Source organism: Methylorubrum salsuginis (assembly GCF_900114375.1).
Classification (GTDB): Bacteria; Pseudomonadota; Alphaproteobacteria; order Rhizobiales; family Beijerinckiaceae; genus Methylobacterium; species Methylobacterium salsuginis.
The window spans coordinates 1-12,951 of sequence record NZ_FOSV01000045.1 but is presented as its reverse complement, the minus strand read 5'-3'; the positions used below and the strand labels follow the sequence as shown (position 1 = coordinate 12,951).

The window sequence follows — 12,951 nt, the reverse complement described above, 5'->3', positions numbered from 1 at the left end:
CTGGCGCTCGCGGCCCAACGCGACGATGCCGGCGCTGAGCACGAGCGTGCCGCCGCTGAGCGAGCGGCGCAGGATGTCGTTGAGCGCAGCGACGCGCCCCACATCGAGGATGTCGGTCATGGGAAGACTCGGAGAGGAAAGGGGAGGGGACGTTCGGCGGCCGGGACGGCGCTGCCGCTGAGCGACCCAGGCCGTCGGGGCGGCCCGGGCGCGGATCTCGTGAGGCGAGCTACGCTTCGCCGGGCGGCAGCAGGGCGAGTTCGGTGGCCTTGCGTAGGATGGTCGGCTGGGTGGGATAGTCGCGCCAGCGCAGTGAGAAGACCCGGCCGTTGATGCCGATCACCTCGGCCTCCCACCACCCCTCGTCCGGGCCCTCATGGGCGAGCACGACGCTGCCCAGCCCGATCTCGGCGGGATCGCGCGGCTTGGGCTGGCCAACGAAGGTGCGGTCGCCGGGACGGGGTGGGTTCGATGCTGCGGCCAGTGGCGAACCGGCCCCAGACCCGGTTGCCTTCGGACCAGTCGCACCGAAGGCGCTGGCTTGCGATGCGGCCGGGTTGGCCTTCCGCTCGCCGCTCCCTGCCGTGACTGTGGTAGTGCTGTTTGGGTCGGCCGGACCGGCTTGGCGGTTGTCCCCACTAGCCGTTGGCGACGCCGTCTTGGCCGCGCTCGCCCCGTGTACCGGGCCCGATGCCGCCCCCCGCCCTGTGCCTGCGGTTGCTCCCGGCTCGGCGGAGTCTTGGGACGACGACGCGGACGCCGCCTGCGGTCGCGGGGCGGCTCCATGTTGCGACTGCGGCGGAGCGGACTGCATACCGCCGGGCGGCGGGCCGGCCTTGGAGGATCGTTTGGCGAGGGCGTGGCGGGTCATCGAGGGTCTCCGGAAACGACGAAGGCCCCCGGAGTGGGGGCCTTCTGGCAGGTGCGGCGGTGGAGGAGGAATGGCCGGTCACGGCGATCTCGGCACGTGGGCGGCCGGGGCCGCGCCTGTCGTGGTCGTGGGAACATGAGGCATCTCCTCGGTGTCGTCGGCCGGGGCAACGGCTGCAAACAGCACGACCGATCAACGTCACCAGTATGACCGGAACGTCGACAAAGTCAAGATTATAATCCTAAATAGCGTTTTTGCCGCCATCACGCGACAGCTTCTTTCCTATCGTCGGCGACCATCCCTGGCTGGACGCGCTGCCCGCCACGCCCCCTCCGGCGCCGATTCTCACACTTGGTCGGCCAATCCCGCGCTCACGCTTGCCAGTTCCAGTTTGCGCATCGTTCGAGCGGGCGTGCCGACAGGCATGCTCGCCGTCGCTAAACTCGTTGTCACCGCCACCGAGCATGCCGAATCCGCTCCCACCAATAGTGTTTTGCTCAAAGAGGGATTGCTGCGGGCGGCCGCCTCGCGCGACGCATCAATGCATGTAAACGGAGATCGGACCGGTGATTCGAATTACAGCAGGTGCTCAGGCAGAGGCCGACGGGCGGGCTTGCTCCGCGAGGTAGCCGCACCGGAGAGCGCTTCAGGCTCGGCGGCGGCTTGCGCGTCTGTCTCGGCCAGCGTCTCCTCCAGATCCTCCAGGACGAGTTCGAGCTGGTCGATCCGGGAGCTGCGGTCCGAAGAGGTCCCAAAGCGCTCCCGCCGCAGCCGAGCGACCTCCAGCTTCAGCCGCTCGACCGCGATCTCCGAGGCGAGCCGGGCCGCCCGCTCGACCAGGATCATGGCGTGAGCGGCAGCGAGATCGATGGGAAGCGGCGGGGGCTCGGGCGCGTTCGGCACGCCCGCGAGGAGAGCATATTCCTCAAGCGTTGTAACGCGTTATCCTTAGCCGAGAGCGCTTGGACGCCAGCTCTCCTGCGGCATGCGCCAGTCGATGCCCGACAGCAGATAGCCGAGTTGGGCCGTCAAGATCGTCACCGCCCCGTCCGCCACCGACGGCCAGAGGAAGCGGCCGCGGTCAAGCTGCTTGGTTTAGAGTCACGCGCCCTGGCCGTCCCACCACAGCACCTTGATCAGGTGCCCCTGCCTACCGCGGAACACGAAGGCCTACACCGAGAACGGATCGGGAGAGAAATGGTCCTGCACGAGCGCGGCCAGCCCGTCGAAGCCCTTGCGCATCTATGGACGCCCCTCGCTATGCAAGGACTTTCTGCTAGCGTGCGGATCGGCTTCGACTGCTGCCATCTATCCGGCCTCGGCGATAACGGTCACGCCTGGCCTTGCTGAGATCCGCCCGTCGACGTCCCACCATATCGTCGGACTCGAAGTCCGATGCGCAAGCTGGGCTTGTCGACGCCGGTCATCGACCGGTCCTGCCACCACGATCAGATTGCCCTCACAGTCTCGTTAGCCGCTCCCTTCTGATCGGTTAGACCGGCTGCCACTGTGTCCTGCGCGCCTGGATGGCCCACATCATCAGAACTTATGACACAGTCGTACTAGCGGTTGGCAGAGCGTGGCCCCGGCTGTTCGCAAGATAATCGCCAAGCCGCAGGCCGAGCGCTGTGAGCGTTAGCGTTGGGCCCGCGCCACCGCAGCGCGGTATTACCGAAGCACCGCTAATGAATACGTTGTCTGTACCAATCAGGCGAAGATTTTCATCGACCACCGCAAGGGCAGTACGGCTCATCGGTGTCGTGCCAGAATAATGGTGACCACCAAACACATCACGGTAATGAGGCAGAATTTGGCGCGTCTCTAGGCCACGGTCGCGCAACATTCGAATCACACTCTGCACCAGCAAGTCTAAGTAACCCATATTAGCAAGATAGGGGAGTCCGTCGATGAATGCCCGCTCGCCTTTGGTGCGTAGTCTAAGATCCCATTCGGGCGGAATTTCCATTTGAAGATAAAAGCGTGCGGTCCGCGCGAGCATGCGGTGTACGCCTTTCACATCGGTCGGGGCATTTTGCGAGCACAGCAGAATGTGCGCATGCTCCTCGTCAATCGGCACGGTAAGCAGCACCGTCTTTACCTCGATGCCATGGAAATACCCACTGAGCTCGGGAATTTCGACATGCGCCTCGGCACCAACGGCGAGCCAGGGCATTTCGAACGGCATTTCGACTAGCAACTCGCAAGCGGTGTGGTCTTGATAAAATCGCCCGATTAGATCGCGAGAAACATCCGATGGCAGGGCCGATCGGCGCAATAAGGCGACGTTCTCGAGGCCGCCGGCGGCCACGATCAAGCGCTCGAAGCCGATCTCAAAGGTTTCACCGTCCGTCTCTGCCAGCACGGAGACGGCGCGTGTGCCCTCGAAGATAATTTCGTGTACCCGGGTTCGGCTGAACAAGCGGCGCGGGGCGAAGCAGGTGTCGGGCCGTGCCTTCGCGTCGTTGGCGCAGATTGCACAATGGCCAATGCCCACACAGAGACCCATGCCGGTTTCCCCGCCGCGCGTCAGATTCTTGGCCTCTGGCGTGGCATGTGCGCTCGGTAGCAGGGCACCGAGCAGGTCGGACCAGATCTCGTGGCCGGGCATCGTGCCAACATAACCGCGCCCTATTAGCCGCGGATCTCCGTGTACGCGCAACGCACGCTCGGCTTCGATGAGATAGGGGTTGAGTGTGTTAGTACCAATCGGCCATGCTATAACGCCATCCATCGTATAGGTAGCATCCGACAGGCGCGAGGCATAACCGCCCCACCAGTTGGAAATACCACCCTGCATGTAGCTGTATACATTGCAAGACATGGCGGTGAGAGGCAGCTCTACAGAATTGCCGAGAAGGCTGCTCTGCAACGCGCGGCGCTCTGCCTCTACGGTGGGTGAGAGGTCGAGCACGTGGGCGTAGCGCGGCCTGTGGCTCGCGTATTCCAAGGCTGCCGCGCTTGGATCCATTGTCTCGCCACGGTCCAGTACGAGGCAGTCGTCCACACCAAGACGATCGGCCGCCGCGCGGCCGGCGAAGCCCGCGCCGATGATTAAGACGTCGGTATCCAAGCTGTCACTCATGCAGCCGAGTGTCCTTCCGTGATACGTGGAACAGGCCAGGTTGACCGACCTTCGGGCGAGCGCGCATCAAGCGCTGCACCTCATCCCACAGCGTCGAGTCAGGCTTGAAAGACGGCGCTACCTTAGAGCCCGCGCCGGTGGCAACATAGTCGAGGAAGCACGGGTCGATACCGTTTTGAAGATCCGCGATACTGCTAAGCCGCGCCATATCGCGCCAACCAACAGTGACGGAACTAGTAAGCCGTATGGCATCTGGCAACTCTGGACCACTTTGATAAGCTTGTAGTGCAAACAAAATGCCGGCCTCAAACAGGCGTGTAACAAAGCCGAATTCTACCGAAACGACCTCCCCCTCGGAGAATTCGAGGCAGAGCTCAAGCCGAGCCATCTCCGCGTAAAGAAAACGGGTTTGCATCGCGATGCGCTCGCCCACCCTAACATCCGCTCGAGCCCCTCCTTCGTTACGCGCGCTCCTGAGCGCAAAACGTCCAGCGATCGTGAAGCGTCCTGCTCGGGGCGCCCGCCAGGTAAAAACAGGTCGGAAGGCGGTGCTGGGTTGGCAGAGGTCGCGGCCAACGAAAAAGTGCGGGTCCAGCGAGCCATCCCGGTACCGCACAAGGTGGCGGTTGCTTTCCAACACCGGCACCACTGTGTCATCGCTGATAGTGGAGCATGCCGAAAGTTGCCAACCCGTGTCGGATGCCCCAAAATCGAGCAGCCAGTCATCATCGCAGGAATTGGACAAGATGCTGTCACTTCGTTCCATAGGTGCCAGTCGCCATTCAGTGTCTGACGGCCTGCCGCGCGGGCCAGCAGCGCAGCAGCGCGTGCCATGTAGCTAGCGCGCCGCTGGGCAAGCACAATTCTCGCCTGGCTCGCCAATAAGCCACCATTACGAAAAGGGCGAGGCCGGCACGGATGCGCCAGTCTTGAGACCGAGGCACCCGATCCTGCCGGTCACCCAGGAGGGGCATCAGACCGTCATCGGTCAAACGACATTGCGCCTTGACTGCCCAATTGTCCATAAGTTCGCCACCAAGGTCACCACCGAACTGCAGCACCCGCTTTACAAGCTCGTGCCGGCCACTCACTTCCAGCGTCTCACCTAGGATCTGTCGTTCAAAATCATGCAGCAGACGCTCAAGGGCAGAAGCATTGTCGATTCGTAGAGAGTCAATTGTGGCCAGCAGGTCGGCGATAGCGGTCTGACGTGCCTCGCCACAAAGCCGCACCGCCATCTCCTCAACTTGAAATAGTGCAACACGCTTGCACCAAGTGCGCACAAACTGTTGTACTGATTGGCGATGCGCTTCGAAATTGCGTGCCAGCAATGGCCGAGTTCGCGCGGGCCGCAACCCGATGAAGGGGATGCGGTGGTATGCAGTACGTCTCCATCCACCTTCCGCATACCAAGTGCCTGTGCTGTCTATTACGGTCGATCGACCAGTAATGGATAGAGCCAAAGTGGTGTTAAGCAATCGGTGTGGAACTCCAAGTGCCCGGCACCGATGTCCAAATTCGACATCTTCAAAGTACTCCCATGGCAGACTTTCGTCCTGTCTTATTTGCCGCCATATTTGTGTTGAACAAGTGTATAGAGAGCCAGTGAGAAAGCCAAATCGGTCAGCGCCATGTAGTGGCACGTATCCATATATGCTGAACCGCCCAACCTCAGGTGCCAACTCGCGAGTGATGATGCGGTTAGGCTGCTCAGCGTCTGCGGCGCTTGTCAGCTCGAAAGCTGCGAAGCGCTGCACCGTGTTGAAGTCGGAATAGCGACGCCCTCGTAGGCCCTCTTGATCAAGAAAATATAGAATAGGCAATCCGACAAAACCGCCATCGCAACCAAACGCTGCCATCCGTGTCAGAAAATCTGGCGGCAGCAGGACTCGATCATGCAGGATAGCGAGTCGTTGGTACCGGGCGGCATCGGCCAGCGCGTTCTTCTTGGCTGGTAGGTTGATTTCGCCGGGCTTAGGATCAGGCAGGATACGGACGCGCTCTCGATAGCTAAAATCCGGACCTGGCTCACCGCATAGGAGCACTTCGAAATCGTCGCCCCGCATTTCTAAGATGCGGCCGACTGACATATTTAGCGCTGTACTATCCCCGCCGCCGGTTGGCAGCGCAAAAGTCCAACCTTTTAAAAGATCGTTCCCTACAGATTTTGCTAGGCGACGCAACTTCAAATGATAGCAGCGTGGGCCAGGTTCGTCACCACCTATCACCTCCACCATAGATGCGTATACCTGACCATAAAGAAACGAGAGGTCAACCTCATCAATGATTGTGATTTCTTGGTTGATTTCCGCATACTGTAAGACATCCCATAAAATCTGAAGGCCAGCACTGCTATCTACCAAAACATACATAAGCGCTAAATGACCCGGTCCACCCTTCAAACGTAGACCAGAATGCCAGGAAAGTCGCTTAGAGCGTCCGCCTGGATCCCTAAAGCTGATGCATTGCGCACTCTCCGGTCGCCATCCAAGGGGGCGTAGTGAAGGGTTGTCATGGCGCAACTCACCACGTCGCAGCCAAATAGAACGATTCACTTCAACACCTCGTCCAACTTGCTATCAAGTACGCAGGTAGGCAACCCGATCAACAGTCCAATGTCGCGCTCATCTTTACTAATCCCCAATTTTGCTAAGTTTACGGTAGCGGAAGCAAAGCGTAGGGTCACCAGTTCGCCTGACGGGACTATGATGTCTATAGGCTGATCTGATACCTGCGCGTTCGAGTCGAGTAGACGTTGCCGGTGAAATTGTCGACCAGCAGCATCGTAGGCTTCCATATGCGCATCACGCAATAGAGAGGGTATGCTGGCGCTGCACAAGCCATTAGGTAAGCTGGCGATGGCTATAGTTACGCGCACTCCATCGCTGCCCAACGCCCCTCGAGATCGCAACACTACATACGACACTGCTGCGCATGTCCAACGATATTCGATGTTTGCTTCGTCCTGCGAATTGAAGCCAATCAAAGTGGCGGTCAAATTATCAGTTAGCGCAATCGTTTCTGCAGTGCTGATTAGGAGTTCGGGGGATTCATCCCAATGCAGTACACCCCAGTGGCCAGCATGAGATTCGGTCTCGTATCCGGATTCATATGCAATATGATAAATATCCCCAAGCATTCGACTCAATCGTCGCGGCTCCGTATCGGGAAAAATTATATGAAGCACCTCAGTCGCGTGAACCTGCTGCAATGGCAGCCAATAGGTATTACTCACTGCCGCCAGATTGATCCCGCGACCTGAGACGTCGATAATGGCGTGGCTTGATGGGCTGGGCAGACCTGTAGCTCTAAGGCTGCGTTTTGTATGATGAGGTGGCAGCGAGCGTACGCCTACCATGGAGTGTTTTGCCGTTGCTCTCTCGAAAGCAGCGCTGAGGCACGCGAGACCGACCGGCCAAAGCTCTATTGTATCGACCATAAAACTGATCTCACGCCGATCCATCAATGGTGCAAATGAGGGAAATAATACGCCGCTAGCTATAAAGTATAAGTCAATGATATCAACCGGCGACGCGATCATGATGGGCAGTGTCACTACCCACTCGTTGCGAGCATCGGTCACCTCCAATTCGGTATTGACTTGCTGACCGCTGAGCAAAGACTTTGCTGCAATGCGAAGGCTCATCCGCTCCGGTCGACCCGGTGGGAAGCGCAGACCTAATGCGAGCAGTTGGGCAGGATGATCGGCTGCCACACGTACGGTGATGCTGCCGCGAGAACCTATGCACCAGGGATCTCGGCCATCTCGGTCGAAGCCACCGCCAACTGAGTCTGCTATATCTGCTACCTGTACGGCGTTAGCTCCGCCGAGCAATGGACGTAGCGAAGCACCAAACGGGCCGGTATCTGTATATACGCGTAATGGGTGGCGACCTGCCTCGTGGCGACGTTGCATCAATTCGGGATCGAAGCCGCCAGCCATTCGCCTTACACCGAAGAGGCGCTGCGCGATGGGCTGCAATAGTTTGTCGGCAGTATCGTGTTCGGGCATCGGCTCATGCAGACAAGGATCTGCCCTGAGGCTGCCATCGGCCAAGCGCACAACGCGACGCTCTTCAATCTGAGCGTTTGGATAATTGGTCCCTAGAAGAGCCGTCACGCAATCAACACACATCGACGAATGAGTAATTACTACCAGAGACAGCCGATTTCTAAGGCCGCCCAGAGTCATCAGAAGCCTTCTCGCCCTATGCCACATGATAAACCGAATATCGATGGCGAGTGTGGCCCCAGGTGACCTGTCCAGCAACCCGAGCAACTCTCGCCGCCAACTTTCTTCTACTTCTACGTCATCGCCATCAGACAATGCCGGCAGGAAGCCTATTGCCCCGCCGCGGTCAGCAAGCCCAAGAATAGGGATCGCTTTATTAGTTTCATCATATACCGTCCCAACTTTTTCGAGTGCTGCGATGACTCCATCATGACCAACTTCGACTAGGAGAATTTCTGTCAACTGGCGCACTGGCGCAAGAAGTGCAACATGGCTGAGCGTTGGCGGCTCACGCCCATCCAGCAGCACCATAGAAAGCCGCTGCTCTGTGCTGGCTTTTTCAAAAATTCGTGGGTACAGAGGCCCGGCGTCAAACCTTATCGGGACAATCGCGCAAGCCGCAGATACCAATTTACTAGTCGTATCAACCACCCAAATCTCCCGGGATTGCCAAATTTCGACCCAACTCTACTCATTCAATAGCTAACAGAGCCACAATTCGATAAGGGTTGCAATCATGTGCCAATCGCGGAGCACTATACCGCTCAAAATTGACGCTACGTCAAGAGGTTGGCTTGCGTGCTGATGATGCATATTTCCCGCCGTTTATTTATTGCCAAAATCTCCATCAATACAGGCCACTTAAGTAATTACCTGAAGTTACAATGTCCACTATTGTGTTCCGTTGGCATCTTCTAGATGTTTGATCCTAGGGTTTGATGGTGCACTCTTCACGTCGGAGTGGAGGGACGCGCTATGGGCCAGGTTCTTCACGGCAGCGCCCGCACGACGGAGCGGCTGTGTTGACGGTCAAGCGGTGAGAGGCCGCCATGGCGTGCGATCGCGGATGATGGCGTTGAGCGTCACCAAGAGCTTTCGCATCACCGCAACGAGGGCAACCTTCCTCGGGCTACCCCGCTGGGTGAGCCGTTCATAGAAGGGCCGGAAAGGAGAGCCTCGTCGGATCGCGGTCAGCGCAGCCATGTACAGCACGCCCCGAACAGCGGTTCGCCCGCCTGCGGTGGATCGCCGGCCGCGCATCAGGCCCGAATCACGGTTGATGGGGGCGATCCCGACGAGGGCCGCGAGCTGGTGGCGGCCGATGGTACCGAGTTCGGGCAACTGAGCCAGAAGCGTACGTGCCGTGACGTCACCGATGCCGGGTACGGATTTGAGCAACGCTTCGGTCTCGCACCAGACCGGAGAGGCCTCGATCGCGTGACCGATCTCACCGTCGAGCTCCGCGAGGTCCCGCTCGAGGAAGGCGATGTGACGGCCGAGCCTTCGTATCAGCTGCTTGTCGACGGCTTGATCGCGACGGTTTGTCTCCATGTTGATCATCCCGATGATCTGCCGCCGCCGGCTCACGAGTTCGGCGAAGTGACGTCTCTCCGGCTCGGGCAGAGGCCTGGCCGGCGGCCTCATGCGTTCGGCAAAGAGGGCGATCACCTCGGCGTCGAGCGTGTCGGTCTTGGCAAGCCGGCCCATCGCCCTGGCAAAGTCGCGGATCTGGCGTGGGTTGACGATGCAGAGCGGCAGGCCGACGGCGGCCAGCGCGGCAGCTACGCTCGCCTCGAAACCGCCCGTGGCTTCCAGGACGACAAGGGCAATCGGTCGGTTGCCGAAGCGGTGTGCGAGGGTCTCCAGTCCCTTCGCATCCCGGGGAACATGAAAGGTCTCATCCGAGGGTCTGAGGTGAACGTCGAGACGATCCTTGGATACGTCGATGCCGACGAAGACGGAGGGTTGTTCGTCCATGACCCTACCTTGCAAATGCGGGCTTGGGCCCGAGCGGGTGTCCGGGTTCGGGACTGTGGCGATGAGGGCCGCACCTTGCTCTGTCGCGGGCTTGCGAGCCCGAGGCAAACACGGGCTGACCCTCACCGTGTAGCCTCGCCGGCGTCACGCCAGCGGGCAACTCGAAGATACAAGGCGGTCCGTCGAGCGATCCAGCATAGTCAAGCGAGCCTGAGGACGCTCTCGAAGCGCTACGGGATCAATCCCAAGACGGTTGCCGAGTGGAGGCAACGGGCCTCGGCCGCCGACCAGCGCACAGGCCCGAAGCATCCGCATTCGACGGTGTTGTCGCTGGAGGATGAGGCGGTCGTCGTCGCCTTTCGCCGCCACACACTCCTGCCGCTGGACGACTGCCTCTACGCGCTCCAGGCCACGATCCCGCACCTGACCCGCTCGTCGCTGCATCGTAAGCGTCGTCCTCAAGCCGCAGCCTTGAGGGGTTGCGGGGCGTAGGCCCAGGGCAACAGATCGTCGAGGCCACTCTGCGGATGGCCGGCGACGATACGGGCGATCACGTCGGTCAGGTAGGCCTGAGGCTCGACCCGGTTCAGCTTGCACGTCTCGACCAGCGAGGCGACGACCGCCCAATGCGTTGCCCCGCCGTCCGAGCCGGCAAACAGCGCGTTCTTTCTCGTCAAAGCCAGCGGCCGAATCGCCCGCTCGACCACGTTGTTGTCGATGTCGATGCGACCGTCGTCGAGGAAGCGGGACAGGCCGGTCCAGCGACCGAGCGCGTAGCGGATCGCCTCGGCGAGCTTGCTCTTCTGGCTGATCAGTCCGAGCTTGGCGGTGAGCCACGGCTCCAGTGCCGCCACGACCGGCCGGCTGCGGTGCTGACGCACGGCCCGCCGCTCGTCGGGCGAGCGCCCGCGGATCTCGCCCTCGATCCGGTAGAGCTCGGCGATGCGGGCGAGCGCCTCGGTCGCGATCGGCGCCGGGCCGGCCTTGGCCAATTCGTAGAACCGGCGGCGCACGTGCGCCCAGCAGAAGGCCAAGCTCACACTGTTGCGCGCAGCCAGGACCTTGTAGCCCGCGTAGCCGTCGACCTGCAGCGTGCCCCGGAACCCGGACAGGTGCGCGATCGGATGTTCGGCCTTGCGGTCGGGCGCGTAGAGGTAGGCCACGCCGGGCGGGTCGAGGCCGCCCCAGGGCCGGTCGTCGCGAACGTAGGCGAACAGCTGGCCGGTCTTGGTCTGCCCGCGGCCCGGATCGAGCACCGGCGCGGTGGTCTCGTCGGCAAACAGCCGGTCCGATGCCTTCAGCCGCTCGAACAGCCGCGCGTGGACCGGCCGCAGGAGGAAGGCTGCCTTGCCTACCCAGTCGGCCAGCGTCGAGCGGTCGAGGTTCACACCTTGGCGGGCGTAGATCTGCGCCTGTCGGTAGAGCGGCAGGTGGTCGGCGTACTTGGACACCAGCACGTGCGCCACGCTCGCCTCGGTCGGGATCCCGCCCTCGACGAGGCGGGCGGGTGCAGCGGCCTGCATGACCACGTCTTCGCACGCCCGGCAGGCGTACTTCGGCCGGCGGGTGACGATGACGCGGAACTGCGCCGGCACGAGGTCGAGGCGCTCGGCAACATCCTCGCCGATGACATGGAGATCGCCGCGGCAACAGGGGCAGGTGCGGTCGTCGAGGTCGATCACCCGTTCGACGCGCGGCAGGTGGGCCGGCAAGGCGCCGCGGTTGGCGCGTCGCTGGCGGGTGCGGACCGCGCGGGCCGATGCATCGTCGGCCTCGGTCTCGGCGAAGCCCTCCGCCTCGATCTGCTCGGCCTCCTCCAGGCCCAGGAGCAGCTGGTCGACGGGCAGGCTCTCGGCGCGCCGTCCGAAGCGGTGACGCTGCAACTCCTTGATGATCTGGTGCAGCCGGTCGATCTCGGCCTCGCGCGCCGCCACCATCGCCTTCAGGGCGGCGGGGTCGTCCGGCAGGTGCGGGCTCGGTTCGCTCACGGAACCGATTTGAGCATGGAACACAAGGCTTTGCCAGCGCGATCGGCCGCGCGGATCAGCTCACAGTGATGGGAACCCGTGTCGGTCGGACCGCGTGCACGCGCCGCCAGTCGAGGCCTTCCAGAAGGGCCTGCAACTGCGCCGCCGTCAGCCGCACCACCCCGTCGGTGACGGCCGGCCAGCAGAACCGCCCGTCCTCCAGTCGCTTCGACAGCAGGCACATCCCGGTGCCGTCGAAGTAGACGAGCTTGATCCGGTCGGCACGCCGCGCGCGGAAGACGTAGACCGCGCCGCTGAACGGGTCGCCGCCCAGGCTCTCGCGCACCAGCGCCGCCAGTCCCTCGGCGCCCTTGCGGAAGTCCACCGGCGTCGTGGCCACCATGACGCGCACCGCGCCCGTCGGCCCGATCACGGGCTGCCCTTCAGCGCGCCGATCACCGCCGCGATGGTGGCGGGCGAGGCGCCGTCGCCGATCCGCACCGTGACGCCGCCCGCCTCCACCTCGATCCCCGCCGCGCGGCGGCGTGAGGGAGATCGCTTGGCGCACCGGTGGGCCGGCTTCGTCCGGGCGGGCTCCGCCACCACGGGCTCGGGAGCGATCAGCGCCGGCACGAAGGTCGGGAGCGCCGCACTCGCCTGGCGCGCCTCCCGCCGCCACGTGAACACTTGCCGAGGGCTCAGTCCGTGGCGGCGGGCCACCACCGTGCAGCGCGACAATCAGGATGAGGTCAGCGCGTCAATCAAGGTGAGAGGAACGCCGATCTGATGATGGAGGGAGGGCGGAGCCCGACCGGAGGCATCAGATCGGCGTTGGCGTGACCCCCAAGGGCCATGCCGTCTGGTGAGAGCGGCCAGTTGGCGACGGGCAAGGACCCTCACGACGAGGAGCCCGCCCGTGCCCGGCCGTCACGTGACCGATCACCAGATGAGGCTCTTCATGCAGTTCCGTCAGAGCGACAGCGTCGCCGCGGCCGCCGCTAAGGCCGCCTTCAGTCCCGCCACCGGCCATCGCATCAGCGCC

Annotated in this window: 10 protein-coding genes and 2 pseudogenes; 1 reads left to right on the top strand and 11 read right to left on the bottom strand. The window is 62.0% G+C overall.

The features are described from left to right. Window positions 1-229: 229 nt before the first annotated feature. The 8 genes and pseudogenes from BM140_RS26515 to BM140_RS24615 form a co-directional block, all read right to left on the bottom strand. Window positions 230-388 carry a hypothetical protein gene (locus tag BM140_RS26515; protein ID WP_244535627.1) on the bottom strand — a complete coding sequence of 53 codons (159 nt, stop codon included), beginning with the start codon at window positions 386-388 and terminating at the stop codon, window positions 230-232. Window positions 389-1,447: 1,059 nt separating this feature from the next. Continuing rightward, on the bottom strand, window positions 1,448-1,774 hold the full coding sequence (locus tag BM140_RS24635) for an IS66 family transposase (RefSeq protein WP_207549509.1): 327 nt from the start codon (window positions 1,772-1,774) through the stop codon (window positions 1,448-1,450). 45 nt (window positions 1,775-1,819) lie between these two features. Next, window positions 1,820-2,035: pseudogene (gene tnpB, locus BM140_RS24630) on the bottom strand (IS66 family insertion sequence element accessory protein TnpB). 382 nt (window positions 2,036-2,417) lie between these two features. After that, window positions 2,418-3,953, bottom strand: coding sequence for a GMC oxidoreductase (locus tag BM140_RS24625; RefSeq protein WP_091952080.1), 1,536 nt, complete (start codon window positions 3,951-3,953; stop codon window positions 2,418-2,420). Beyond that, a complete protein-coding gene (locus BM140_RS26055; protein ID WP_165616555.1) occupies window positions 3,946-4,386 on the bottom strand; it encodes a hypothetical protein in 441 nt (146 codons plus the stop codon). Before BM140_RS26055 ends, BM140_RS24625 begins: the two co-directional genes overlap by 8 nt. Before the next feature lie 349 nt (window positions 4,387-4,735). Continuing rightward, complete coding sequence (locus BM140_RS25605) at window positions 4,736-6,325, bottom strand: hypothetical protein (protein ID WP_131803964.1); 1,590 nt, start codon at window positions 6,323-6,325, stop codon at window positions 4,736-4,738. A 179-nt stretch (window positions 6,326-6,504) separates the two neighbouring features. Next, on the bottom strand, window positions 6,505-8,616 hold the full coding sequence (locus tag BM140_RS25600) for a hypothetical protein (protein WP_131803963.1): 2,112 nt from the start codon (window positions 8,614-8,616) through the stop codon (window positions 6,505-6,507). A gap of 378 nt (window positions 8,617-8,994) precedes the next feature. Then, entirely contained in the window at window positions 8,995-9,942 is a 948-nt protein-coding gene (locus tag BM140_RS24615) for an IS110 family RNA-guided transposase (protein WP_091952085.1), read from the bottom strand. Window positions 9,943-10,131: 189 nt separating this feature from the next. On the opposite strand from BM140_RS24615, the pseudogene BM140_RS24610 reads away from it, so the two are divergent. Beyond that, window positions 10,132-10,389, top strand: a pseudogene (locus BM140_RS24610) (IS481 family transposase); the annotation flags it as partial. A gap of 11 nt (window positions 10,390-10,400) precedes the next feature. On the opposite strand, the gene tnpC reads toward BM140_RS24610, so the two are convergent. The 3 genes from tnpC to BM140_RS24595 form a co-directional block, all read right to left on the bottom strand. Continuing rightward, window positions 10,401-11,879, bottom strand: a complete 1,479-nt coding sequence (gene tnpC, locus BM140_RS24605; RefSeq protein ID WP_091952083.1) for an IS66 family transposase — start codon at window positions 11,877-11,879, stop codon at window positions 10,401-10,403. Between the two features lie 106 nt (window positions 11,880-11,985). Beyond that, window positions 11,986-12,342, bottom strand: coding sequence for an IS66 family insertion sequence element accessory protein TnpB (gene tnpB / locus BM140_RS24600; RefSeq protein WP_091952076.1), 357 nt, complete (start codon window positions 12,340-12,342; stop codon window positions 11,986-11,988). Next, window positions 12,339-12,647 (bottom strand): transposase, encoded by a 309-nt coding sequence (locus BM140_RS24595; RefSeq protein ID WP_091952074.1) that lies wholly within the window; start codon window positions 12,645-12,647, stop codon window positions 12,339-12,341. Before BM140_RS24595 ends, tnpB (BM140_RS24600) begins: the two co-directional genes overlap by 4 nt. Window positions 12,648-12,951: the final 304 nt, after the last annotated feature.